The sequence below is a fragment of the Microbulbifer weihaiensis genome (genome assembly GCF_048323715.1).
GTDB lineage: Bacteria > Pseudomonadota > Gammaproteobacteria > Pseudomonadales > Cellvibrionaceae > Microbulbifer.
The window spans coordinates 748,230-774,640 of sequence record NZ_JBLWFL010000001.1 but is presented as its reverse complement, the minus strand read 5'-3'; the positions used below and the strand labels follow the sequence as shown (position 1 = coordinate 774,640).

The 26,411-nt window shown below is 50.8% G+C and carries 20 protein-coding genes; 7 read left to right on the top strand and 13 right to left on the bottom strand.

What is annotated here, in order from left to right; genetic code table 11:
* Positions 1-72: 72 nt before the first annotated feature.
* A complete protein-coding gene (locus ACNKU7_RS03255) occupies positions 73-387 on the bottom strand; it encodes a hypothetical protein (RefSeq protein ID WP_418295527.1) in 315 nt (104 codons plus the stop codon).
* A gap of 701 nt (positions 388-1,088) precedes the next feature.
* Here ACNKU7_RS03255 and ACNKU7_RS03250 point away from each other — a divergent pair.
* On the top strand, positions 1,089-2,198 hold the full coding sequence (locus tag ACNKU7_RS03250) for a hypothetical protein (RefSeq protein ID WP_418295526.1): 1,110 nt from the start codon (positions 1,089-1,091) through the stop codon (positions 2,196-2,198).
* Between the two features lie 2 nt (positions 2,199-2,200).
* Positions 2,201-2,854, top strand: coding sequence for a hypothetical protein (locus ACNKU7_RS03245; RefSeq protein ID WP_418295525.1), 654 nt, complete (start codon positions 2,201-2,203; stop codon positions 2,852-2,854).
* A 241-nt stretch (positions 2,855-3,095) separates the two neighbouring features.
* On the opposite strand, the gene ACNKU7_RS03240 is transcribed toward ACNKU7_RS03245, so the two are convergent.
* Positions 3,096-3,413, bottom strand: coding sequence for a DMT family transporter (locus tag ACNKU7_RS03240; RefSeq protein WP_418295524.1), 318 nt, complete (start codon positions 3,411-3,413; stop codon positions 3,096-3,098).
* 478 nt (positions 3,414-3,891) lie between these two features.
* Between ACNKU7_RS03240 and ACNKU7_RS03235 the strand changes: the two genes are divergently transcribed.
* Both ACNKU7_RS03235 and rnr read left to right on the top strand, forming a co-directional pair.
* On the top strand, positions 3,892-4,101 hold the full coding sequence (locus tag ACNKU7_RS03235) for a cold-shock protein (RefSeq protein WP_418295523.1): 210 nt from the start codon (positions 3,892-3,894) through the stop codon (positions 4,099-4,101).
* Between the two features lie 268 nt (positions 4,102-4,369).
* Complete coding sequence (gene rnr / locus ACNKU7_RS03230; RefSeq protein ID WP_418295522.1) at positions 4,370-6,643, top strand: ribonuclease R; 2,274 nt, start codon at positions 4,370-4,372, stop codon at positions 6,641-6,643.
* Positions 6,644-6,746: 103 nt separating this feature from the next.
* On the opposite strand, the gene ACNKU7_RS03225 is transcribed toward rnr, so the two are convergent.
* Positions 6,747-8,273 (bottom strand): M20 family peptidase, encoded by a 1,527-nt coding sequence (locus ACNKU7_RS03225; RefSeq protein WP_418295521.1) that lies wholly within the window; start codon positions 8,271-8,273, stop codon positions 6,747-6,749.
* Positions 8,274-8,518: 245 nt separating this feature from the next.
* On the opposite strand from ACNKU7_RS03225, the gene ACNKU7_RS03220 reads away from it, so the two are divergent.
* Positions 8,519-10,459, top strand: coding sequence for a DUF3604 domain-containing protein (locus tag ACNKU7_RS03220; protein WP_418295520.1), 1,941 nt, complete (start codon positions 8,519-8,521; stop codon positions 10,457-10,459).
* Positions 10,460-11,009: 550 nt separating this feature from the next.
* A complete protein-coding gene (locus ACNKU7_RS03215) occupies positions 11,010-11,777 on the top strand; it encodes a hypothetical protein (RefSeq protein ID WP_418295519.1) in 768 nt (255 codons plus the stop codon).
* Positions 11,778-11,834: 57 nt separating this feature from the next.
* Here ACNKU7_RS03215 and ACNKU7_RS03210 read toward each other — a convergent pair whose 3' ends face one another.
* From ACNKU7_RS03210 to ACNKU7_RS03170, 9 genes are all read right to left on the bottom strand, one after another.
* A complete protein-coding gene (locus tag ACNKU7_RS03210; RefSeq protein ID WP_418295518.1) occupies positions 11,835-12,833 on the bottom strand; it encodes a 2-hydroxyacid dehydrogenase in 999 nt (332 codons plus the stop codon).
* Positions 12,834-13,317: 484 nt separating this feature from the next.
* Entirely contained in the window at positions 13,318-13,989 is a 672-nt protein-coding gene (locus tag ACNKU7_RS03205) for a class I SAM-dependent methyltransferase (RefSeq protein ID WP_418295517.1), read from the bottom strand.
* 20 nt (positions 13,990-14,009) lie between these two features.
* Positions 14,010-14,240 carry an acyl carrier protein gene (locus tag ACNKU7_RS03200; protein ID WP_418295516.1) on the bottom strand — a complete coding sequence of 77 codons (231 nt, stop codon included), beginning with the start codon at positions 14,238-14,240 and terminating at the stop codon, positions 14,010-14,012.
* 28 nt (positions 14,241-14,268) lie between these two features.
* The gene (locus ACNKU7_RS03195) at positions 14,269-15,162 is read right to left on the bottom strand and encodes a thioesterase domain-containing protein (protein WP_418295515.1); all 894 of its coding nucleotides are present in this window, start codon (positions 15,160-15,162) and stop codon (positions 14,269-14,271) included.
* Positions 15,163-15,277: 115 nt separating this feature from the next.
* A complete protein-coding gene (locus tag ACNKU7_RS03190) occupies positions 15,278-16,519 on the bottom strand; it encodes an alanine racemase (protein WP_418295514.1) in 1,242 nt (413 codons plus the stop codon).
* An 11-nt stretch (positions 16,520-16,530) separates the two neighbouring features.
* Positions 16,531-18,078: a class I adenylate-forming enzyme family protein gene (locus tag ACNKU7_RS03185; RefSeq protein WP_418295513.1), complete on the bottom strand. Its 1,548-nt coding sequence runs from the start codon at positions 18,076-18,078 to the stop codon at positions 16,531-16,533.
* A gap of 87 nt (positions 18,079-18,165) precedes the next feature.
* Complete coding sequence (locus tag ACNKU7_RS03180; RefSeq protein WP_418295512.1) at positions 18,166-21,198, bottom strand: AMP-binding protein; 3,033 nt, start codon at positions 21,196-21,198, stop codon at positions 18,166-18,168.
* A gap of 216 nt (positions 21,199-21,414) precedes the next feature.
* Entirely contained in the window at positions 21,415-22,686 is a 1,272-nt protein-coding gene (locus ACNKU7_RS03175) for an FAD-dependent oxidoreductase (RefSeq protein ID WP_418295511.1), read from the bottom strand.
* 21 nt (positions 22,687-22,707) lie between these two features.
* A complete protein-coding gene (locus tag ACNKU7_RS03170) occupies positions 22,708-23,979 on the bottom strand; it encodes an FAD-dependent monooxygenase (RefSeq protein WP_418295510.1) in 1,272 nt (423 codons plus the stop codon).
* Between the two features lie 202 nt (positions 23,980-24,181).
* On the opposite strand from ACNKU7_RS03170, the gene ACNKU7_RS03165 reads away from it, so the two are divergent.
* On the top strand, positions 24,182-25,336 hold the full coding sequence (locus ACNKU7_RS03165; RefSeq protein WP_418295509.1) for an acyl-CoA dehydrogenase family protein: 1,155 nt from the start codon (positions 24,182-24,184) through the stop codon (positions 25,334-25,336).
* Between the two features lie 86 nt (positions 25,337-25,422).
* Here ACNKU7_RS03165 and ACNKU7_RS03160 read toward each other — a convergent pair whose 3' ends face one another.
* Complete coding sequence (locus ACNKU7_RS03160) at positions 25,423-26,139, bottom strand: tRNA-uridine aminocarboxypropyltransferase (RefSeq protein WP_418295508.1); 717 nt, start codon at positions 26,137-26,139, stop codon at positions 25,423-25,425.
* Positions 26,140-26,411 lie beyond the last annotated feature (272 nt).

Sequence of the window (26,411 nt, the reverse complement as noted above, 5' to 3'; positions counted from 1 at the left end):
TGTGTCCAGCTCAAGACTGAACGCCAACTCCTTCCCCCCCGCGTGCACTGGCGTCTGCCTGGGTAACCTCTATTAGCCTTTCTGCCACGGCTTGCGTGCAAGCACAACCAACAGCGCAACAGCGGCAAAGAGCCACCACAGGTAGCGAACCAGAAGTTGGTAGAAGGGCTCACCGATCACGCCGTTCTCGTCTGCAAGCAGCACAGTGTATTTTATCCCCGCGGGAAAGCCGCTGAGGTAATTTTCCAGAGAGGGGGAAAAGCGGAAAATCAGAAAGCTCGCCGGATCATCGGGCAACATGATGATCGCGGTAAACAGCTTCAACATCAGCAATAGCGCGGTGATGACTAACAAAGCCAGCGGTAGTCTAAAGTTTGTTAAGGCCATGCTTGTTCCTCATCCGATTGAGCTTGTTCATTGATCCTGCATATGTTTAGCTTCGGTCGCTCTCGGGTCTTTCTCGCCCGAGCTTCCCGAGTGGTGCAGAACGATACTGTCGAAATCCCAGTCGGGGACCAGCTTACTGACCTTTGGGATCTTCAAGCCTCACCGGGAGCGATCAACCGCGCTATGTTTTTCCGGCAATAAAAGAGTCGGATACTAAAGGTGCACTCAATCAGATAAACCGATGTTCACATGCGTCAGCGCTCTCAGAGTTGCCTACCACAGGAAAATTCCCAGATACTCCAACACGGCATCCTCCCTTCCCTTTTCATTCCACCTGAAAGCTCAAACGTACAGCGGTATTGATTCTACGACCAGCCCACTGTCGTTTTTATTCGCACGAAGATCCAAAGAACGAAACCTCGTATTCAGAAGAAACCAGAACACGCTCACAATCCCATATAAATTCATAAAAAATATAAGCTATATGACACCTATTTAATTATCACGAATAGACATTGCAGCCATGAGCGGCCTACCCTGATTGTCGCGATCAATACAAAATGAACTCTCCGACTTCTTCGCACATCATTCATATGCAATTGACTCGACGCAAGAAGGACTCCCAGATTGAACCATCGTACGACTTAAATTTGAAATATATGACTGCTAACTCTTAAAAATCTAACTCAGGAGTTGTAAGCATGGAGATTCCACTCAAAAAAGTTCCACTAGATATTCGACGCCGCGTCGCGCAGCATCTTGAATCGCTTCGCGATTCCGATCTTTCAGATATATGTAAAAAATTGTCGATTGGCGATATTGCGGTACCTATCTATCGCCCTGACAAGGAGGAAGTTGCGTACTACGAATTCCACCTAACCCCATCCAGCAAAACCCGAAAGACACTTACATCGAGCGGTTTTGATGCGGCCAACTGCAAGAAAAGTGGACAAAGAGAAAAGCAGGATACTCAAGAGCACCAGCGGGCATTTCCCAAACCCGCCGGATTTATTATTGCAAGTGCAGGCCGCGACGACTTCCCAATCTCACACTGGAGCCTGGATCGGCTGCCCCCCAGTTTGCAGGTAGCGCAAACCGATACGGCGTGTGAAACTGAAACGAACGAAGAAAGTGGGAGCTCTGGCGCTGTAAACAAACTCTACAAGCTCGACACGCTGGCGTATGTTGCAGAGGATTCCGGTGGTCGGATCACCGGCGTTACAGGACAAATTCCGGCATTACTTTCCGGCCTACCACACGCTCTTGAAAAGCACGCCGGTGCCATTGCTAGTTCCGAGGCCAAACCACTCACTGCCCACCAGGATGACCACGCCGCGGAAAATTCAGAGCACGAATATACCCGCAGGGGCGAGTCCATCGAGGTCAAGTTCGAAAAAGATGGGGATTGGGAAAACTACAAGACACGCTATGCCGACGCCTTCGGGCCACTGCTGGATGCCCTGCGCCACCGTGCCAGTCGTGCCTGGGAAGTTGAGGACGCAATTTCCGAGTTCGGGGAAGGTATTTTTACCGGAACCACCCATCGTGTTGCCCTGCTGGATGAAGCCTCAATAGATATTTACGGTGAGGGCGCGAAGCTCATCCGGGCCAATATTGAAGATAATCAGATCGGGCCCCCGACCCTCGTGCTCCACGCAAGCGACACGCAGGTAGACGAAGAAACCGATCTGATGGTCTCGTTGAAGTATCCCGATAACGACAGCGAGCGCCTCCGCTTCTTTGTTGTCAGCGAAGATACCCCAACAAACAGCCGGGTAGGCAAGCCCTGCACTTGTGAAAAGGAGGCCTAACCATGGCATGGACTTATTATTGGGCAGCCGGCGCTCACAGCGCGCAACCCCTGTACAACCAGTTCGAATTCGGCGGCTGCCAGGTTGGCTGCGGTGCCGTGGCCTGGGCAATGCTGTTCGGTTGGGGCGACCGCCAGGCAGAGGGCGGGAACCCTTACTGGGCACCGCGCTTTGGTCTCTACCGGCAGGATGGCGGGCGCGGCGCGAATGCCGTCGCGCCCAACGCCATGAGCAACGGGATAAGAAACGTCATTCGCGAACTTCGTGGACAGATCAACACGTTTTGCGCCTTTGGTAACGGCGCGACTGCGCCTTGGAACATGGACGGTTCGTGGCGCTACCTGAGCGGACGGACATACACCCGGCAGGTCTGCCACTGGAACAGTATTGGCTGGCACGAAAACGGGCTGCGCAATCGTGCAGTCGCGTCGATTCGTGACCGGCGCACACCAGCTATTATCGGCACTGGCTGGCTGAGCCATTATCCGCTGGCTTACGGCTATGCCTGGCGGCGCAGGGTTGTACGCCGGTGCTTTATATTCTGCTGGAATGACGAAGTCACAGATCGCTGGTTCTACGTCAATCAAGGCTGGGGAGGTTCTGGCAATGACTGGGTGGAAGCGGGAACCTGGTTCTGTGGCGAGATCTATCCTTGATTGCTAAATGTCCTTGCTGGTACCGGAGGTATTGGCCAGCCAATGGAACCGCCGTTCGACACACGAACTAACCAGGCAGAGCACCCGGACGCAGGAAAGTGGCGTCCGGGTACCCGGCGCGCTGTGCAAAGTATCCACGCCCCCGAAACACCTCTCTCGGCCAACTTTGGATATTACAGCCGAATGGCCCTGTTCCCGAGCAGATCCACTACCCTGGATCTCGACGCCAAAGAGGCTGATTTCAGGCAGAGGCAAGTTTCATCAGCACCAGCCCCGAAACAATCAGGATGGCGGCCACGATTCTCATGGCATTCACCGGTTCCGCCAAAAACATGATTCCCACAAGGAAAGCGCCGATTGCACCGATGCCGGTCCAGATTGTGTACGCCGTACCGAGAGGAATAGACCGCATGGCAATGGACAACAGCCAGAAACTGCCGAGCATAGTGACCAGGGTAATAAGGGAAGGTACGAGCCGGCTGAAGCCGTGAGACTGCTTCATGGAGAACGCCCAAATCACTTCCAGGACGCCGGCGGCGAGAAGGTAAAGCCAAGGCATTGACTGCTCCGTTTTACAAACAGGGCCAGGTCGTCCTGGGCATTACTGGTACTGGATCCGGGAGGTCGTCCTCCCTCAGCTGTCGGCACAATACTGTATGGACGAATTTTGAGCAACCCCTGCCATCCTGCGCACTTTCATACTGCGTATCAGGCACGTATGGCAACGTTAGCGCATACCTGCCCCGCCATACGTGACTTATGAGTTCTCACACTTCATACCCAGTGGTGGATTCCGCCTACCTGTCGTCATTCAGTGGCCGCCCCGCAGTCCTGCCCCCCCATCCATACCCTTGAGAAATACTTTGACTTAGCTCACAGAGAGGCCTACAGTGCCTTTAGTCAAAAGTAAGTCTCTTGTTTAAATCCTCAGTTTCGTCGCATCAGTTTTTCTTCGTCCTGTAGCATCTAAATTCCAGTCTTTTTTTGCTATTCATGCCCCATGAAGGCATACCCTTATTTGTTTACAGGAAATTATCATGTCCAAGACAACGACCGGCACTGTTAAGTGGTTTAACGAATCCAAAGGCTTTGGCTTTATTGAACAGCAATCCGGCCCTGACGTGTTCGCACACTTCAGTGCTATCGCGAGCTCGGGCTTCAAGACCCTGACCGAAGGTCAGGCCGTGGAGTTCACCGTGACTCAAGGCCCCAAAGGCCCGCAAGCTGAAAACATCGTTTGCGCTTGAGCCACTGCTCGCACAAGCAGTTACCCATGAACGGGTTCACTGCTGAGTGGCTCTAAAGGCCACTCCGGTTGAGCTACCGCCAGGTACCTCAGCCGGTAAGACGGGCATTCAGACTGGTTACAGTGTGAATGCCCAACTGCAATACCTCTCAACACCGTTGAGTAACTTCCGCCTGCATACCTTGCCGAGTAACACCTGATCTGCCCTGACACATCAATCCAGTTTTTACCAAGCGCAATTTTATTGGCGGTTTTCCCAAGAGGAAATCATGAGCAAATCCCCAATAGCTGCGTTTAATCCGCTGGACGCTGAAAAATACAGCCACCCGATTCCCGCGCGCGAGTTCATTATGAGCTTGCTCAAAAAAAGCAATAATGCGCTTGATCGCGACAAGCTGGCGAAAGTCCTGCACCTCTCTTCAGAGGAGCAGAAAGAGGCTTTGCGACGCCGCCTGCGTGCCATGGAGCGCGACGGACAGATTCAGTTCGAACACCGAAAAGGTTACAGTCTGGTCAAACCGGAAGAACTGGTGAGCGGCCGGGTAATCGGTCACCCGGACGGTTTCGGCTTTCTGACCAGCGATGACTCCGCCGAAGACCTGTTCTTATCCGATAACGAAATGCTGGGCGTCTTCGACGGCGATCGCGTGCAGGCACGTATCAGCGGTACCGATCGCCGCGGCCGTAAAACCGGCGTTATCGTCAAGGTACTGGAACGCAATACCACACATCTGGTGGGCCGGTTGCAGTTCGAAGATGACCACTATTTTCTCAAGCCGGAAAATAGCCGAATTTCCCATGAGATTGACCTCGATCGCGACGAGTTGATGGGCGCGCAGCCCGGGCAGTATGTGTTCGTCGAGATCACCGAATTCCCCAATCGTCGCTACAACGCCTTCGGTCGCGTGACCGAGCTTCTGGGCGATTCCATGGGGCCCGGTATGGAGATCGACGTCGCCATCCGCAGCCACGATATTCCCCACAGTTGGCCACAGGAAACAGTGCGAGCAGCAAAGCGACTGGGCAGTACCGTGCCGGAAGCCGACAAACTGCACCGCGCCGATTTGCGGGAATTGCCGTTTGTGACCATCGACGGTGAAGACGCCAAGGACTTTGACGATGCGGTGTATTGTGAAAAAAACGCAGCCGGCGGCTGGCGCCTGTTCGTGGCAATTGCCGATGTATCCCACTATGTAGCGCCGGCAAGTGCACTGGATTTGGAAGCTGAGAAGCGCGCAACCTCCGTGTATTTTCCCGGACGCGTTGTGCCGATGCTGCCGGAATCCCTGTCCAATGGTTTGTGCTCACTCAACCCCCGGGTAGACCGGCTGGTTATAGTCTGTGAGATGGCCATCAGTAAGTCCGGCAAAATGACCGGCTACACCTTTTCCGAAGGTGTGATCCACTCGCATGCCCGTCTTACCTATAACCAGGTAAATGCATTCATCACATCACCGAATTCGCGCTCCGGGCGGCACGCTGCCCGTCACCTCCATGGGACAGACCCGCACATTCAGGCGCTGCACCAGCTTTATTCGGTATTGAAGGATGCGCGCACAAAACGCGGGGCTATGGACTTCGAAAAGCCAGAAGTGAAATTCCACTTCACCGAAGACCGCAAGATTGAACGCATAGTGCCAGTCATACGCAACGACGCCCATAAGATGATTGAGGAGTTTATGCTGAGTGCCAACGTGGCGACCGCAGATTTCCTCAGAAAGCAGAAGATGCCGGCACTCTACCGGGTGCATGATGGACCTCGGGATAAAAAGCTCAGCAGCCTGCGTGCATTCCTGAATGAACGTGGACTCAAGCTGGCCGGCGGCAACAAGCCCTCCCCTGCACATTACGACCGGCTACTGAGCAGTATTGGGCAGCGCGCCGATGCCCAGACTATCCGCACCATGATGCTGCGTTCACTGAGCCAGGCGGAGTACAGCCCGGAAAACCGAGGCCATTTTGGTCTCGCCTATTCCGCGTATGCCCACTTCACCTCGCCTATTCGCCGCTACCCGGACTTGCTGGTTCACCGAGCCATCCGCTCCGTGATCCGCCAGGAAAAGCAGCGTAACCCGCTTCGTCGCGCGCTCACGTTTGTGCTCGGCGCAGGTGATACTCCGGTGCAGCGTTTTGAACACGCAAAGCCCATCGCGGCCAGCAAAAGTTACCCCTACGACAAGGCGGCGATGAAAACCCTCGCTGAACATTGCTCTACGGCTTCGCGCCGAGCGGACAAGGCGAGCTGGGATGTCGAAGCGTGGCTGAAATGCGAATATATGCAGGACTTTATCGGCGATACCTTTCACGGAACTGTGAGTAGCGTTACGAGCTTCGGCCTGTTTATCGAGATCAGCGAAACGCAGGTGGAAGGCCTGGTGCACATATCCGCACTAAAAAACGACTACTACACCTTTGATCCGGCTTCACAGCGGCTTGTTGGTGAGCGCAGCAATACGCGCTTTGCTATCGGTGACAAGGTCAAGGTGCGCGTTATGGCCGTAGATATGGAAAGGCGCAAAATCGAATTTGCACTGGCTGGATAGAACGCAAAGGGGGAAGAACAAACCTCCCGCGATTCCGAACTCAAAAGCCCGTTACCGCAAGGTGACGGGCTTTTTTGATCGTGTTTCTCTGTGATTTTCAGTGCTACAGATCTTCAAGGTTGCTCATTAACTGATAGAAAAACACGATCGAGCGGCCATACTCATCTACCAGGATTCGTTCATTCACCCCGTGAAACCCGGCGAACTCCGCGGTAGATTCCAGCTGTATCCCGGTAATGGTGTATACATTCGGTGCAAACGGCCGCGCCTGGAAATGCTTTGAGTCCGAGCCGCCGATAACAAAAAAGGGCGAGACAATCAGGTCGTTTCCCCAGGTTTGGCGGATCGTCTTCTCCAGCATCTTGTACCCCTGCCCATGCGGGTCTGCAATATTGGTTGGGGGCGTGGATGCGGAGATATCCCTGACCTCAACGCGATCATCATTAATCGCCTTTTTGACATGGGCGATGACGCTTTCTTTGCTATCACTTGGGGCAATTCTGAAGTTGACCACGGCGGTCGCCGAAGGCGGCAGTACATTGTCCTTGATACCGGCATTGAACATGGTGACCGCAATGGTGGTATGCAGCATGGCCCGGGTTACCTGGTCTGCTGCCATTTCTTCGATGAACTTCTGTTCCAGCTCTGTGGTTTTGTCGTCATCCCCGAACGCGACAGCCTCATACATGGGCTGTTTGTCTTTCGCGAGTTCTGGCCCCATAAAGCGGTACTGGTAGCGCACGGCCTTGTTTATCCTGTAAGGAAACTGCGCATTTTCGAGCTTCGTGATCGCCGCCGCCAATATCCCAATATTTGAGTGCTCAGGCGGCTGGGAGGAGTGGCCACCTTCGCCATTTACCGATAGTTCCAGGCTCATGTAGCCTTTCTGGGCGATGCCGATAAGCGCGGAATTCTCCTTGATACCGGGAAACACGCCCGGTATCAGCGGCGCAGACTCGTCAATCACAAAGGCGATTTGCTTAATACCGCGCTTTTCAAGCACATCGGCCACATGCCTGGCCCCTTCCGGGCCGCCGACCTCCTCATCGTGGCCAAACACGAAGTAGATGGTGCGCTCCGGCTGGAAGCCCTCCTTGATTTTCATTTCCGCGGCTTCCAGGATCGCGTGGATCTGGTTTTTGTCATCCAGGACACCGCGCCCCCAGATATAGCCATCGGCGATCGCACCGGAAAATGGCTCCTGCTTCCACTGGTCTCTGGACTCTTCGGCAATCGGAACCACATCCTGATGTGCCATGAACACCGCAGGCGGAAGAGACGGGTCTTTACCCGTCCACGTGTACAGCAGGCTGTAAGCCCGGGGCTTGCCCAGTTTTTCCCGTTTCAGGGTTTTGTGCACATTTGGATAGGCTTCTTCGAGGAATTGGTGGTAACCCTCGAAAGCCTTTACGTCAAAATCGTTTCGATCCTGATTGGAAATCGTTGGAAACTGAACAGCCTTCGACAGTCGCTTTGCCGCTGCGTCTACATCAACCTGAACGTCCACCAGCTCGACACCCTGCATCTGCATCGACGTGAATTCCTGGCCCGCGTAGCTTGCCGAGCAAAGCGCGATGCTCATGAGAGCAACCAACAGGTAATTCGCCTTACTGTACTTCACAGCTTTCATTTCACACGTCCTCATCATTCGATTACCTATGGAATCTAGTGACAACGAACCGGGTGCAGTTCATTACAGCGTCAATAATCGCCTTGTCGACTTCCCCGCCACCTATGTGATGGGTGCGAATTCCAGGCCTTGTTAAAAGCGTACGGTGCGCCACACGCGCTGCGGCCGCCACCGAAAACTCCACAATGGACTATTAGTAAGTTACCCGAATATCCGTTGTTCTCCAGTCAGGAAGTGCTTAGGCCATGCGAACACATCACTATTCCCTGTTGTTTGTCGCACTGCTATCGGCATGCGGTGCAGATCAGGACCGCAACGCGGGACAAGATGTCAGTGAGACGCCCGCGGCCCCGGCAACCGAAGACAGTGCAGCCACCGATACAACGGGTGCAGATCCATCTTCCGCAGGCACGGCCGCTGACGACACCAATACAGAGGTACAGTCAAACCCCAACCGGGATGTGTATTTTGGCAACCTGCATGTGCATACCCGCTGGTCTTTCGACGCCTACATCAACGAAGCCTGGCTCGATCCCGACGCAGCCTACCGCTGGGCCAAGGGCGAAGAGATTTCCGGAGGGGAACATGGAAAGCCAATAAAAATAGAAAGGCCGCTCGACTGGTATATCGTTTCTGACCACGCAGAATACTTGGGTGCACTCCCCCTTATGGAGGATCCGAACAGTCCGATCAGCAAGCACCCCCTCGCCGCAGATATCTCCGGCGACGATCCCAAAAAATCATTCGATGCCTATGGCAAGGTTCTGGATGGCATTTCCTATCAGAGAGTGGACCCCATTCTCGGAGACAAAAAACTGGCAAGGACGCTCTGGTCGGAGGTAGTGGAAATAGCGAACGCCCATTACGCGCCGGGGAAGTTCACTACCATGCCCGGTTATGAGTGGACCTCAAATCCTGATTGGCGAAATCTCCACCGGGTAGTGTTCTTCCGCGACTCAGCCAAAGTGCCGGATGCCCCCTTTTCAGCACTCGACTCCAGCAAACCGGAAGACCTGTGGAAATGGATGGACACACAGCGGGATTCCGGCAACGATCTTCTCGCTATTGCCCACAACGGCAATGCCAGCGACGGGCTCATGTTCCCTGTGGATAAGACCTTCGGCGGTAGCGCGCTGAACCAGGAGTACGCGGAAACCCGCATGCGCAATGAGCCGGTGTACGAGCTCACCCAGATCAAGGGCACCTCGGAAACGCACCCCGCCCTGTTCCCCAATGACGAATTCGGCGATTTCGAACTGTGGGACTATACCCTCGCCCCAACCGCCACGCCCCCCGAGCACAAGAAAGGCGGCTACGTGCGAGAGGCCCTGATTCGCGGCCTCAAACTGCAGAGTGAGGGTAACGGAAACCCGTTCAAGTACGGCTTTATCGGCGATTCCGACACCCACAATGGCGCCTCCGCGATTGAGGAAGATAACTACACCGGTAAGTTTGGTTTCGAGATCGATCCCAAGCATCGGCTCGAAGGCCCTCCCGGCGTGGATGAAAAAGGCGCGAAACAGGTGCGGCATTTCAGCTCTGGCGGCGTCGCCGCGGTGTGGGCGGAAAGCAATACCCGCGATGGGATTTTCGAAGCGATCAAGCGCAAGGAAACCTACGCAACCTCCGGCCCCCGGCCAATGGTACGGTTCTTCGGCGGATTCGATATGGCGGGAATAACCCTCGGCAACGCCGATGGAGTCAAGCAGGCTTACGCCAAAGGCGTACCGATGGGTGGCGATTTGCCGGCGGCCAGTGACAAGGCCCCGACCTTCATCGTACAGGCGCTGAAGGAAGCAGACGGAGCCAACCTCGACCGCATCCAGATTATCAAGGGCTGGGTAGATGCGTCCGGTGAGCAGCAGTCGAAGATTTATGACGTGGCCCTGTCCGGTGATCGCAAACCCAACGCGGACGGCAAGATCCCACCTGTGGGTAATACCGTCAACGAGAAAGACGCTACCTATACCAACAGCATTGGCGACACCCAGTTGATGGCGACCTGGACGGATCCGGACTTCGATGCCTCGCAGCCCGCGTTCTACTATGCACGCGTCCTGCAAATCCCGACACCGCGCTGGTCCACTTACGACGCCGCACGCACCGGCCTCAAGCGCCCGGACGACCTGCCCGTGAGCATTCAGGAACGCGCGTGGACATCGCCGATCTGGTATACGCCCGAATGAGCTAACCAGCTGTGGGCTGCCGCTTTACTGGCGGCAGCCCACATCTGATCCTGACGTTTTTGGTGAAGCCGGTGTTTCACGGCCAGTACCGCAGCCAGGACCACTGCTGTGGTTGATAGCACCGATAGCGTGCCTTCTCGTGCTACCGAGATAAATCGTCAGTTAAAGCCACATTGCCGCGCACAATCTCAGCCAAGATCTGGAGATTCATTCACTGTGCTTTTCAAAAGCTCTCAGGTGTTATCGCGCTGTGTAATCACCGCGTCAGGAGAATAATAAAGCGCCGCGCTCACGAGCGTGATGACCGCCATGCACAGCAAGGATCTTCAATACCTGCCGGAAACTGTATCTGGCAGCGGGCGCGTCGGTATAGGAGTTCAACTTCGTATCCGATTTCGAAGTTTCCGGTGAAGTGCACAGGAAATTTAAACACTCCGATCCAGTGCATTATCAAAAGGCGGGCAGGTCAGCTATCTGGAAGCCCGGAAAGTCTCATTACATGTAATTCTAAAAGCGTGTCCACGGTGACAAAACCACAGGGAGATTCCCAATGAAGCGCGTGCTGGTTCTAATTCTACTCTGCTTTCCGTTCTGCCTGGCGCAGGCACAAAGCTACGGCCCGCCTGAGACGTTCGGCGGCGGCCCGCCGGATCGCTGGATGTTGGGGGCTGAGGTGTATCTTTGGGGCGCCAGTATCGGTGGTGATACGAGAAGTGGTGACAACATTGATATCGGCTTTGATGAGCTGCTCGAAGATCTGGAAATGGGCTTTATGGGCACCCTCGCCGCAAGCCGGGATGAGTGGACGGTGTTTGCCGACATGATCTACCTTGATGCATCAGACGATATCCGGCAAACCGTCCGCTTTCGCGGCGACCTGTTCCGCGTCGGCGCCGATATTGATCTGCAGGGCTTTGTCTCCACGCTGGGAGGCGCCTATCGCTTCTATCAGTCGGATCTGACGCGGCTTAACCTGACATTCGGCGCACGCTACTTATGGCTCGATGTGGATGTAAGGGGGAACTTCGACCGCTTTCGCCGCTTCAGGTTTTCTGACTCCGACAGTGTCTGGGATGGTGTGGTGGGCCTGCGCGGCAAGACCGATCTCGACGAGCGCTGGTATCTGACCTACTACGCGGACATCGGTGGCGGCGACAGCGACTCCACCTGGCAGGCGTTGGCTGCGATCAATTATCGCTGCTACCGCTACGATTTTGTCGGCGGCTATCGCTATTTGAAGTGGAATTTTGACCGCTCGCCTTATTTTGACGACCTGGATCTGAGCGGTTTGTTTGCCGGAATAAAATTTTCGTTCTAAGGCGCTTCCCTAAGCGCCCTGCAGAGTCAAAATTAGACGTAAAGCCATCGCCCGGCCTCAACCGGGCGAACGCTCAATTCTGGTCGCCAGCGGCCTGCCCTGTTCATAATCGGTGAAAGCCTGCAGCGTCGTGGTGGCAATATCTTCCAGCGCGTGATCCGTCAGGAAGGCCATATGGGAGGTCACAATCACGTTGGGAAAAGTTAAAAGGCGGCAGAAAGTATCATCCTGCAGAACGTCGGCAGAGCGATCCGTATAAAACAAGCCAGCTTCATCTTCGTAGACATCGATCGCAGCGCCACCGATGTGGCCACTTTTTAAGCCATCAACAAGAGCGCGGGTATCGATCAACCCGCCACGCCCGGTATTGATGATCAGCGCCCCAGGCTTGAGTTGTGGCACCGTCGTTGGATTCAGTGTGTGGCGTGTTTCCGGAGTGAGCGGAAGATTGAGCACAAGGATGTCGCTTTCCCGCGTTAACGTGGACACGTCGCACCAGGTTGCGACATCATCAAGTTCTGGCTGTCGCTGCAGGTCGTGGTAGATGAGGCGGCAGCCGAAGCCACTCAACGCTTTAAGCACCAGCCCTCCTATCTGGCCGGCACCGAGAACGCCAATCGTTTTGTCCGATAACTGAGTGCCCATCAATCCGTCGATATTGAAATTAAATTCACGACTGCGCAGAAAAGCACGATGGATTTTGCGGGTCAGTGATAGGATCAAACCCACAGTGAATTCTGAAACCGAATGCGGGGAGTAGTGCGGAACCCGTGCTACCGGTATACCTGCCTTGTCTGCCGCGTCGAGATCGATCTGATTAAAGCCGATGGAACGTGTGACAATTACCCCGCAGCCACTCTTGGCCAGGGTAGCGATCACCGCCGCATCCACCTGGTCGTTAACCGACACGCACACGCCATCGCTGCCCCGAGCAAGATCCACCGAGTGGTGCCCCAAACGCGCTTCGCAATAATTGATCTGGTGCCCCAGGTTCTCGTTTACAGAATCAAAGGCAGTGCGCTCAAATCCCTGGGTGCTAAACATGGTGATGTTCATAGAAATATGCGCCTCGCCTGATGCCCGGAAAAGTTCACACAACACGGAGTTTTAACAGGGACTGTAGACGACCGCGCGCGAGTCGTCATTTCCGTCACTGTGCGACCACTTTATTGGAAAAGACTTCTGCCGATTGATGCGCCCTACGCGACTATCGGAGTTTGGAACCGTGCCACCATTGCAGACCGATAAACTCCGATGGATACTCCCAGGCGCGACGCCGCTGGCGAAGATTTCGTTGCAATACTTGCGGTGGCGTCAAAAAGGTTGCGCCCAAAGAGCTTTGGTGATTTCAGGAGAGAACAGACGTTGAATCTGATAGCACTGGCCGCCCGCGCGGCGGAAGCCATACGCCGGGCCGATGGCCTTTTGATTACCGGTGGCGCCGTTATGGGCTGGGACTCCGAACCTTCGCGGTAATGAAGGTTTCCGGTTTAGTTATCCTTTATAAGTTACCAAGGCTACGCTCAAAACGGTGACTAATTTAACGCTTGATGGCGAAGGTCACCCCATCAGCGAGCGGCGTCAAAATTGACTCAACGCGAGAGTCTTCCAAAATCTTTGCGTTTAGCTCTCTTAAAGTAACTGCAGTGGCACTTTTGTCAGATCTATCCGCGACTTTTCCGGACCAAAGCATATTATCGAGGATAATAATCCCACCAGTTTTCAATAATTCCAGCGACAATTCGAAATAGGTTGGATAACTTACTTTGTCAGCATCGATATAGACCAGATCGAAAGTGCTGGCGGCACCACTGGCGAGTAAAGAATTTATCCCCTCAACAGCGGCCTGATTGAATGCACGAATCTTGTGCTCAACACCAGCCTCGTACCAATAATTAGACGCCACCTCCAGTAACTCTCGATCCAGCTCCAAGACCGTGAGTTCGCCATCATCAGGTAGTGCCAATGCAATCGCCAGACTCGAATAACCAGTAAATGCACCGATTTCCAGGCAGTTTTTACTGCCGGTTAACTTAACAATAAAGGCAATAAATGCAGCCTCCTCAGGAGGCGTCATCATCGTTGCATCCGTACGATTCTTAAACGTTTCCAGCCGGCATTTCTGGAGGATTTCATGCTCTTCGAACCCGAACTTTCGTACATATGCGAGAATTCGAGCATCATCTAACCCTGAGCCACTGTTCCAAGCCATAGCTTTTCCTCCTTGAAAAACTACTTAATCAGGGCCGAGAGAGAATCAATGCTATCAATTTTATCGATGTAGATTTCCGACACGTCGACCTCAGCTCCCAGCTCCTGTTCCATAAACGCAAGGAGCTCAATTAGCGCGAAGCTGTCCATCAATCCGCTGGTAAAGAGGGGATCTGCATAACCTGTCTTCGACATATCTATTCCGAGATCGGAAGCAATGTAATTCTTTATTTTTTCTTTGTACTCAATCATTTAAATTTCCCTATACAACTACAAAAGGTTACTTTCCAGTAACTCCTACACCCTGGACACCTTCCAGAAGAGTGAGTGCTTCTTCTAATGCCGCGCCTGTTGATTGCCAGTATTGATCGGCCTTGACTAAATCCAGGTGCCCTCCCGGACAAAAAATAACCTGCTTCAGGTCAATATAACTGGCCCAGCCATAGTCAGAAGTCCATTCTCGCAGGTTTTCCCACCAGCTAACTTGCTCACTTCTCACCAGTACTGACGGCAATGGACAAGGCGTTGCAACATAATTATCTACCGCTTCACGACCAAGCTGAAAGGCTTTTCTAAAGGCCTTTGGCAAGTTGGGGATCGATTTGTGCTGATCGTAGGTTATGTTTGCCCCATTCCCATCATCAGGGCATTTTCTATTCAGCAGTATGTTCCCATACTTTTTCAAATACCAGCGTAAGTAAATTGACAGCCGCACTATAGGAGGCTTTAAAGGTGGAAGTTGGGGGGGCTTGGTATCCAACAACACCACCCTCACATCCAGGCCTTGCTCTGAAAGCAGGCGCCCCATTTCGATCGCGATCAGCCCCCCCATAGAGTAGCCAATCAGATTGTATGGCCCCAGAGACTGGGCTTGCACAAGATGCTCGCTCAATATCCGCGCATTATCTTCAATTGTACTGTACTCGTACCCTGTAAACACTGGATGTAACAGACCGTAAGCCTTCCATTTTTCTGATATTCCACGCGCGATGAGCTGCGACGACATGACATGTCCGCCAATACCGGAAATCATGTAAATTGGAACGCGCCCTTCTGATGGTTTTTTATCCAAATCAAGAACGAGACTCTTGTCACTTATGGTTTTCATCGAATTCCCGCTCTCACGCTCGACGACGGGTGTCCCTATATCGTCGCGAATATCTATAGCAACCATCTTATAGCTCTCTGTTTAACAACATCTGCCTAAAATAAGTATGCGTTACAGCAACATTTAAACCTCAACGACCTCAAACAGCAATTACGTTCAATCACAGCGATACTTTATGCTATTAAAACGAATGTTTAATCCAGGTAGCATCCTCGAACTTACTTTCTCTGCCCTCGCTCTCAGTGAAGACAACCTCTCTCGGCAGGTCGTGCGCTATGAAGAATAGTGGACTCGCCGTTGGCCCGTAGCTCCCGGAGCATCCAACAGCAATAAGGTCACCCTCCGAGACTTTAGGAAGCATCACGCGATGAGCAAGCGTATCAATAGCTGTGCACAGTGGCCCCACTACTCTGTACTTCTCTTTTTCTCCACTCTGACCTGTTACATTGAGCATTGAGTAATGTCGGTGCGAAATCCCGCCAAGATGGCCACATGCCCCAAGGTTATTATTCATTCCACCATCGCAAATTGCGATATTTGAATTTTTTGACTCTTTGACCCTGACTACTTCTGTAACAAATAGCCCTGCGGTGCCAATGAGAAAGCGCCCAACTTCAATATGGCAGTCTATTTCATCGCTTATAGATCTAACGTCTTCTATGATCGACTCAGCCACTTCTGGAAGATGATCTAACTTCAGGGCGTTGTCGCCATCGTGATAGGGGATACCCATACCGGCTCCAAACACGAGCTCATCTATAGGTGCCCCCCAATCGTGTATTGCTTGTTTAAAAATAGACCACATATTGCCAAAGTGCGTCGCGATAGATTCATCATTCAGGCATTGGCTTCCCGAATAGATGTGAAAACCAGCAACCCGAATATTTGACAACTGCCTTAACTCGGCGAACACTTCAGGTAATTTATCCTGATCAATACCAAACTGGGTGGGCCGACCAGCTAAGCGGACACCAAAATTCTCTTCCGCCAGGGAAGGAGCAATTCGTATTAGAACACGAGCAACCAACCCGCGATCTTCTGCTAATTTATTTAGCGCAACAGCCTCTCCTAAATCTTCAATCACGATAGATTTAACGTTTAGATCAAGCGCCAGTTTCAAATCTGAATTTTTTTTAGCTGGCCCGGTAAACTCCATATCTTCACCAAGCCAGCCATTCTTTGAAGCATGATTTATCTCCCCGGATGAAGAAACATCCAAAGAATCGACATGATCTTTAAGCCACCTCAAAATAAACGGGTTTGGATTTGTCTTTACCGCGTATCGTATTTTGAATCCACTAGCTGCCGTCTTCAGCTTTCCGATATTACGCTTTAGTATATCCAGGTCATAAAAATAAAACGGCGTCCCAAATTTCTTCCCAGCATCGCAAATAGCTTCGATTGAAAATTCATCAAAATTCATAAACTTTTTCCTTAGTGAGTCTTCTGCGATTTCCGGACTTCATCCTGAATTCGCATAAAGTCCTTCAGCGCTGGAACATCAACCTTGCCACTTATCGTGGTCGGAATTTCTCTTATAAAGTAAATTTTCTTTGGTACCATATGCGAGGCCAGTCTTTGCCGAAGAACGCTGTAGCACGTACTCTCATCCAAACTTTCCTTTCCACCCAACTCGACTACAGCGCTCAATATTGGATCCTCACCGGACGAAGCGAGCACTACGACGTCGGACACATTTAAAACCGCCTTAATACTGCTAGCCACATCCTGAGGAAAGACTCTCTGATCCATAATTTTTATCATTTCACTCTTTCTTCCGGAAACAAAGAGCCGGCCGGTACTATCCATATAACCGAGATCTCCAGTATTAACGGTATCTTCGGGATTCAGCGATTCACCGCCCACGTAACCAATCATGCGACCTAGCCCTGCCGCCACAATATTTCCTTCAACACCAATCGAAAGTGGCTCTCCCAAATCATTGACGATCGAAATTTCAACGCCAGGATATACAGCACCTACTGATGTCAGGTCAGCCGGGTTAGAACCAACCTTACAGGAAGCAATTCGAAACATTTCGGTTTGGCCATACGTCTTTATAAAACTAGTGTTTTTTACGTTTTCCACTATTTCACGCAGGTCTTCGCAGGGAAGTGTACCGCCAGAAAGAGTTACATACCGGAGCCTATTGATCCCAGCCCACAACTCATCTTTATCCCTAATCCGCAAGAGACCTTTCCAGACCATTGGCGACATTGCAATACCACAGGGCTTCCTAGCAGAAATTTGCGCTAGTATTTCTGAGGGAAACCAGGAATTAGAAAAAATATATTGCCCACCGGAAATAAGCGTTCCCAACAATTGGGTCAAACCCACATCAAAATTTACGGGCAAAACGCCTAAAACTGAGTCACCCTCTTGCAAACCAAACCAGTCTTTCTCAACCCATGCACGAGCATCAAGATCCGAGCCACCGATGCATACACCTTTAGGCACGCCAGAGGAGCCCGAAGTATAAATAATCAAAGCGGTACCGGACGGTATACAACTTCCAGTTCGGACATCATCGCGAGAGCCAACAGCAGATGGAAATTCGATAGCTTCTATGTCAAGTCGGCCAATATCTACCTTCAAATAGTCAGTAACACTCGACAGCCCTTCCAAAGAGTCAATCTTTCCTAGAAAGCCTTCACCGATGGTATCTACGATACCTACAACTCTTTCCCCCTGATTTAGCATCGTTGCTATACGGGAACTCCCCTGCCGAATATCCAAGAGCGCCAATGGTGTACGACTAATAAGAGCAGCCAATATCGCTACGGCCTGCAAAGGTCCGCGATTCGCCATCACGAAAGCAAAATCAATCTTCCCCCTAAATTCATCCATCCTACGCGCGATTTCGGACGCAGTATTCCATAGATTACAATAAGTAAGCTCATTGCCTAGCGTATCGGATATAGCAACATGTCCCGCCAGTGATTCAGCAAAGTGTGACAACTGGCCCACCAACGTCCTGTTCATCTTATGCACTCTCCGTACGGCCGGATTAAATTGTTTTTTTAATGGCATTCTTAACGTAAAATTGTCCAGAAGTGCACAAGTAAATTTTTATGCATCAGCAGCTTGAGCAGGCAACTTCTCTGCAATTTCAGTTATCACCTTAGACAATACTTCTTTTCCTTTTTGAAAACTTGGACTCTCCAGCTTTAGCTCCACTCCAGAATTGGAGCGAATTACTGACAAGCTAATTTCTCCTGTATCCGTAGACAGAGTTCTCGGGATAACGACAGACTTATATCCAGGCAGATATTCATCATCGAAGCGCAGTTCGTTAATGAACCCGTCAAAAGGGAAGCGCCCAAGCCTTCTTAGATCTTCTTGAGACCGAATAATAAGTTCATAAGGTACGTCACTATCAGACATTGCCTCTTCGAAGGCCTGCCTAACTTGCTTTACATGAGCGCAGTAAGCCAGATCAGGGGAAACAGAAATAAATACAGGAACCAAATTTACAAACATACCCACCTGTGGATCCTGATCGGTATCTTTGCGCAGTGCAACATGAACACAAAACACGAATTTATTTCGTGAAAAATTTCCATGCAGCGCCCACGACATAGATGCGACTACGTCGACAAAGGTTACTGCACAATTCTTTTTATCTGACAACCTAAAGCTGACGCTAACAACTCCGGCACCATTCTCTACTGCAGAAATTAATGGATCAGCAGTGGAATTAGAAAGGTGTTCAATGAGCCTTTCTCCGATTATTTTCGCGCGGCCATCATATAGCCCTGCTTCAAATCGCTTTCTCTGATCCTCAAGGAATTCTGAATATTCGTTCTTAATAGGACTTAGCTCTAATCCAGAGCTTCGGGAAAGTGCGTCATAAATTTTTACAAAATCTTTCGCTATTCTACCCGTAGAATTATCATCAGCCGCTATATGATGCGCACTAAGTTGCATCAACTCAGCACCACTATCCAGTCGAAAGCAAAATGCTGCCAGAAGCGGTCCATTAGCGAGATTGAATTTATAATCGCGCTTAACAATTCTGTTTGCCCCTGCATCTTCCGAGACACACCAAACACCGGCAACTCGCTCCAGTAGAACCTCTTCTGTGGATGGCGTTTCTGTTAGACTTAGCTTAAGCGATCCCTTACTGGGTTTTATCGTAGTCCTAAGTGTTTTATATCTTTCCATCAAAGCTGCGAGAGACTTTCTAACCAAATCATCATCAAACCCTTCATCTCTGATGATATAACGCGTACAGGTTATTGAACTATCTCGCTTGTCGAAAATCTCCCTAAAAAACAACCCAACTTGGGCGAAGCTTCCTCGAACTTCTTCTTCATGGGAAGGTTTACCTTGCAGAGTATTTTCTTTAGAGACCAATTCAACCTGGAGTTCCAAGCTGGGATTTCTGTAAATATCTGCAACTTGTACGCGGACCCCTAGCTCACTACTCATTAATGAAGCAAGGGCAATTGCGGAAATGCTATTTCCGCCAACTTCAAAAAAATTATCTCTCTCTGACGAAGCAACCACATTTCCCGCTTGAACCCACAATCCAGCAATGATCGATGCAGGATGACTAAAATGCGCAATTACAGAATTGCTTTTCTGCAATACTTCTGAGATAAGCGCCTTTCTGTTAATTTTAAAGTTTTCCGTATATGGAAATGTATCTAGTTCCGTCAGCGTCGCAGGAACCATATAGTCAGGAAGCACGGAATAGAGATACTTTCTGAGATCAGATACCCGGCCTCCTGCACTCGGCCAGAAGACAATAAACGCATGAATTTCATTTGTTCCCGCGCTATTTTCCTTAGTTAAAACGACAGATTCTTTTACGGTGACATATTCTTTTATATAATCATTAACTTCACCGAGGGATACTCGAATGCCCCTAACTTTTACCTGATCATCAGTGCGCTGAAGATATTCCAGGTTCCCATCTTGATCTAGCCTGGCAAAATCGCCGGTTGCGAAATAGCGCTCCCCATTCAGAAAAACGAACTTGTTTTTGGTGGCCATCGGATTGCCATAGTACTCGAGCGCTACTCGTGGCCCTCCCATGTATATCTCTCCCACGTCGTCAACCGAGATCTCAGCCCCTTTCTCATCAAGAATTTTTTGCTTAATAGACCCGACCGGCTTACCAATGAGAACCTTTTTCAAGTCATTTTGCCGAGGATAGAAGTAGCAGTGGCTCAATCCGAATATTTCAGTTGTACCATAGGCAGTAGCTACACGAGCATTTGGAAAAACTTTCTGGAGGAGATCAATTGCGGCATAGTCAAAAACATCCCCGCCGTACCAGACAAGTTTTACACGAAAAAAAATTTCATATTTTTTTTCACGATCAATATACTCAGCAAGATTTTTGAGTAATGCAGGGGGACAATGAAATGCGGTACACTCTCCAGCCATATTGGAGAGCCAATCAAGATCAAGCGCCTTCTGCCGATCAAGTATCAGGGTACTTCCGCCTTGCACCAAAGCACCCAGAAGCTCGAGCATACTTATACTCCATGCATATCTCGCAATGGAGTTTAGGGTGTCACTGGAAGATACCCCTAAATATTCACTCGGCTCTATGATCGCAGCTGAAAGAGCTTCATAGCTCCCCAAAACGCCCTTTGCTTTTCCTGTACTTCCAGATGTAAAGAAAACACAGGCAGGATCGCTTTGTTGTGAATCCAGTCGCCATACGCCGGGCACTTCTACATCTTTCATTTCATCGACGAATACCGATGGCAAATCAAGTGCTTCAACTCTTTCTCTATGACGTGACTGAGTTATCGTAATCGACGGTAAAATTTCTTGTGCGCGGTCAACGATTTGAGAATCCGGGTGAAGCGGATCCAAAGGTGTGTATATGGCTCCGACGCGGAAAATGGCGAGCATAGCGACTACCACATCCTCTGAAGGATCGAGTAACACAGTCACGAATTTCCCAGGACCCACACCTGTCGTGTAAAGGTAGAATGCCAAAGCATTCACTCGCTTATACAGATCAGCAAAGGTCACCACTCCATTTTCAAATCTAATAGCAGTATTATTCGGCGTAAGATCTGAATATTTAAGGATTGCGTCATCTATACGAGGGTGTTTAACCTGGCATTCACTCACTGTCATCTTGGCGACCCATATCTTTATTTTGTTTGTTCTCTCTGCTATCCATTTCGCATGCTTTTATAAAAAACATTGGAAAACCAAAAAACTGGCGTTCGCGACAACCAAATATCCCCTACATAGCAGAACCTTACAAAAGTTGGGGATGGACAACACTAAAAATTCCGGAACGGAAATCCCACCAACCGTCACCAGTCAGACAGCCTATAAACCAAGCATTTATGTAAGCATGTGCACTTTCTTAGCCAATTCCAGATGATAGTCGATTTCCGCCTCGGCCCTTTTGTGTTTTGCCTTTGTAATCTTCCTGAGAGTATCGACCCTTCCAACTTTTCGTGACAATATCTTTCCCTGCTCATCAAATAATGCAGCTCTATCCCATGCAGGCCTAGACACCTCAATAGAATTTTTTAGATATTCTGAATGTATTTGATGTAACTCTTCCACATTCCCCGATAGAGAATTTTTAAGCGCGATAACATGCCCCAAGGCGACGGTCATTCCCTGGCCGTAAATCGGGTTGAAACTGGTAATAGTGTCCCCTATCGGGAAGTAGCTTTTTGGGAGACCTTCGACAAGGTCAAAACGACGAAAAATAGAAGTTGCCTTCTTGTAGATTTTCAAATCACTTACAATATCGGCGCCTTGGATACGGTTCCAAATTCTATCGTTAGCGAGTGTCGACACCATCGCCATCCATTCGTCTTTGTCTTTAGGTGGCTTTTCACCATTGGCACCATGCAAAGACACACACCAGGATTCATCTTCTATAGAAATAAGCGATCCGCCAAAATTCGAAACTCCCGGCTCGGGATTGACAAGGATGTTTTCCTGCTTGCCTTGCCATAGAGCCTTCTTCCTGAAATAAAGCGTCGCGTAGAATAGATTAATCGGTGATTCCTCTATAGGAATGTTTTCCGATAATTTCTCGTTCATTAAACGAAGAAATGGAGCTCCATTTCCCGCTGCATCAACAATCACATCAGCAGATATTTCCGAACCATCCTTTAGAAAAACGGTAGATTTCGGCCGATCAGAACAATTGGCAAAGTCCATTCCTACCACTCTAGAGTTTTGCTTTATGTCGACGTTTCCTATTTCGTCAACACATTCATAAACAACGCTCTCAAGCAATGGCCGTGATTGTGACAAAAAGTACATCCCCAGGTCTCGACATGGCATCCAGCCGCCGTATTCATAAATCTGCTGTTCAGTTCCGCAGCAAATTCGCACCGAGCCCCGACTCTCCAGGCGTGAGGCTATGCCCGGTAAAATACTTTCCAAGCGCTCCAGACCTGCTTTCAAGAGGATATGGATATGCGCGCCTTGAGGAACTGACTTACGAATACCAGATGGAAACTCACCAGAAGCTACTGCTCGTGTATCTTTATCGAGAACTGTGACCTTTTTAAAAAATGGTGATATCGCTGCAGCCGATGCAAGTCCTGCAACACCTGAACCAATTACAACAGCATTCTTCATGCTTCCCATGCACACACCGTCCGCCGCATTTCAAACACTATATAACTGCGCACTCTGAAACCAACCAATATGTGCCGCAGTGTCCGCGATTATTTCCGACTGCTTTTTTAAGGAGAGCGCCTTTAAAATCTGGTAATTTTTATTTGATTTTTGAACATCACTACCAAAAGAAGCATCATAAGCCGCACATACTCGCCAAGCTTTTTGTGACCAGGAAGCCGACGAATCTATATATTTCTTCTGAATCGCCTTTGCGTTTTCTTCAGTTGAAAACGCATCATCGAGCGCTGCTGCATGACCAAATCCAATAGTCATACCCTGCCCAAAGGTTGGGTTCACACTCGTAACCACATCTCCCAACGGGTAGTAGTTCTGCGGGAGACTTGGCATCAAATCAAATCGGCGCCAGGTAGATAGTGGTTTTCGGTATAACGCGATGGGATGCACTTTCTCAGCGTTCAGCAAGCGCTGGTAAATTCGGTCGGACGGAAGCCGCTTGGCAAACTCTACCCATTCATCTACTGTCGTTGGCGGCTGCATGCCATTTCGGCCATGCAAAGATACAAACCAACGGTTATCTTCAATATCGATGAGAGCTCCGCCTGCGGAGGCGCCAGGTTCTGCAATGATCAGGATATTTTCATTATTGTCAGCCAGTGCTTCTGGTTTATCCACCAATGCTGAAGCGTAGACAATATTTGAAGCAATCTCGTCAACCCGGCTCATACCGGGAAAGGTTTTACTTAATTGCCTTACAAACTTTCCTCCGCGTCCGGAGCAGTCAACCACAATATCCGCTGGTATATTCTTTGTATGGCCGTCTGGGCCCAGGAGCCTTACGCCAGTAACGCAACTTGCATCGTTTAGTGTAAGGTTCTGGATGCGCGCGCAGTCGAGGATGGTAACATTGTCAAGCTGCGCTACCCGCCGCCGAATTACATGTTCAAGTAAATGTCTTGACTGCGCCAGGATACTGCAACCCAAATCGCGCTCTGGTAGCCATACACCATATTCATGTATTTGCTGGTCTATACCTGCGCGCAAGCGCTTCGCACCGGAATCTACAAGATCCTGAGTGATTCCTGGAAGAAAGCGCTCCATTATTTGCAACCCGCCAAGTAGCAAGCTATGCAAATGGGCAGCCTGACCAACACCTTTACGGATTGCAGGCAAATTAGGCAACGTATCCCGTTCCAGAATACGAATGGTTTTGAAGTGCGGTGCCAGTGCTGCTGCGGCCAGCAGGCCCCCGGTTCCGGCACCAATGATTAGGGCTATATCCTTGCCCTGCTTGACTGTCATATGGCATATTCCGTGTGCTGTATCACTATCCGACAGTGGCCTGGTTAACAGATGTTAATCCAAACGGCATCGATTTAGCCATAGCCCGATATTTTTTGCCAGTAATTATTGTTCCCGTAAATTCGCGTCCAGGAAGGGACCAGCCTTGTCGACTCGACCTTGTATCAGGTATCGGCACGGCTAGCTATTACGTAAGGAAGCCATGAAGCTACTCGACAATATCAATGAGATACTGCCTGTCATACGTGACAATTCGTCCCTCTGTGAGAAAGCAGGGATGGTTCCCCAACAAAATGTCGAGCTGCTCAGGCACGCCGGTTTTTTCCGTGCCCTGCAAGCTAAGGCCTATGGCGGTCTCGAAGTACCTTTTCCCGATTATGCCGCCTGTATTGCGCGATTAGCGGAAGGCTGTGCCTCCACAGCCTGGGCTTGCGGGCTACTTGCAAACCACTCTCACGCTATCAGTTTGTTTTCACCTCAGCTACAAGAGGAAATCTGGGGTAAGAATCAGGCTGCCCTGATCAGCTCTTCTGTCGCGCCACTCGGGCAATGGGAGGAAGTAGAAGGCGGTATTCGACTTTCCGGAACTTTTGGCTGGTCATCCGGTTGTGATCACGCAGATTGGGCTGTACTTGGCTACATGGGTAGAAACAATATGGGGCAAGCCGGCCCCTGTTTTGCCGTGGTTCCTCGATGCGATTACGAAATTCTAGACGATTGGGACACAATGGCGCTGCGAGGCACAGGCAGTAAATCCTTGTTGTTAAAGGATGTTTTTGTACCTGACTACCGTACCGAGTCTTTGTTCGGGCTTAACTTTGGTTTGTCTCGGGGATATAAAAGCCACAGCGGCGACATTTTTTTCACGCCATTTTCGCCGGTATTTTCAATTGGATTCGCAGCGGTAGCGCTGGGAATTGCTCGCCGTTTTGTTCAATTATTCACCGAAAAAACACGAGCCCGGACCAGAGCCTACTCCGGGGCTAAGGAGATAAACAATGCTCCCGCTCAAATGGCGCTCGCGGAGTCGGCCAACCAGATAAAGTCCATTCAGCTGCTATTAGAAAATGATTGGCAGGAAATGATGGATAGGGCTTCAGCACAACACTTGCCCTCACCAGACGATGTTCTCAACTGGCGATGCCAACAAGCCTATGCCATTAAAGCGCTTATTGAAGCGGTAAGCCGGCTGTCCCTGGTATCCGGTGGTAACGCTTGGTTTGCCAGCAATGAAATGCAGCGACTCTTTCGCGACATCCGGATAACTGGCAGTCATGCGCAAACAGACTACTCCATCGCCTCCCAAACCTATGGTCGCCACCTGCTTGGTTTAGGGATGGACACTAAATTCTATTGAGCAGTTGAGCCTGAAGCCTGAGACGCACTCACGCTTCAGGCGAACTCGGTGCCGCGCCCTGAAGCATTGCGTTGATACGATCTGGGCTACAGGCAAAGAGCCTGCAACACTCGATGGCTCTCCCCAGGATCCGGTGAATGCCCCCCCCGTGTCGCCAGATAATGCTGGTTAAATATTGAAAAGTAGTGCTGGAGGATAGCAGCAGGGCTCTCTTCTCCCGCCAATAGCAAGCAGCTTATCGCCGCTTCTGCGGTCGAAAAACGGTCACTCTTTCCTGAATCCCTCACCGCATAGGAGCGCACCAGCGTTTCCGGCAAACTGAGGCACGGAGTCGCGTCCAGCCAGCGGCTTAAACCCACCATCCGGCTGCACTGCTTCCAGGTGCCATCAAGCAGAATCAGGGTGATTTTCTTGTTGCTGGCGGGCAAGGCCTGCACCACTGGCCTGTTACAGTTCACGGTGCCATCCGCGGGAAACACCACGAAGCATTCGCGATCCGGGTCATTCAGCAGGTCTTTCAGTCCTGCTGGCGCCTCCAGCCTGTTCCAGAGGAAAACCGGTGTCTGCGGAAACACATCCACGATCAGCCGGCCGGTATTGGTAGGCTTGAACAGTTCCTTGCGGTGCATAAGCAGTACGAAATCCACATCGCTTTCAGCCGTCGGCCGCCATTCACACATACAGGCAAACTCGCCCATCTGGCAGTCGTTACAGCGTTTTACGCTCTTGCCTTTGGCGAGGAACGGTTTGGTGGACTTCGCGAGTTCCTGATCCCTCAGGCGGGTGTACATCGTGGAATACATGGCTTACCTAGTGCCGCAGCAACAGCCCGGTTCATGCTGAACCCTGACCGGGAGTTGATTTGGGTATCAATCAAGTGTCACGCATGGAGCGCGAAACCGCGGATTTTACACCCGGGGAAATTCGAAATCCCAGACTGGGTTCGGGCCGGCTGGTCATCTCCCACATAGGACCAAGTTAGCCTGTACGCCCCCCGTGAAACACCGCTAAGCCACCGTCACGCGCCCCAACCATTTCGCTACCTGAATAAGCCTGTCGGGCCTGCCATTGAATT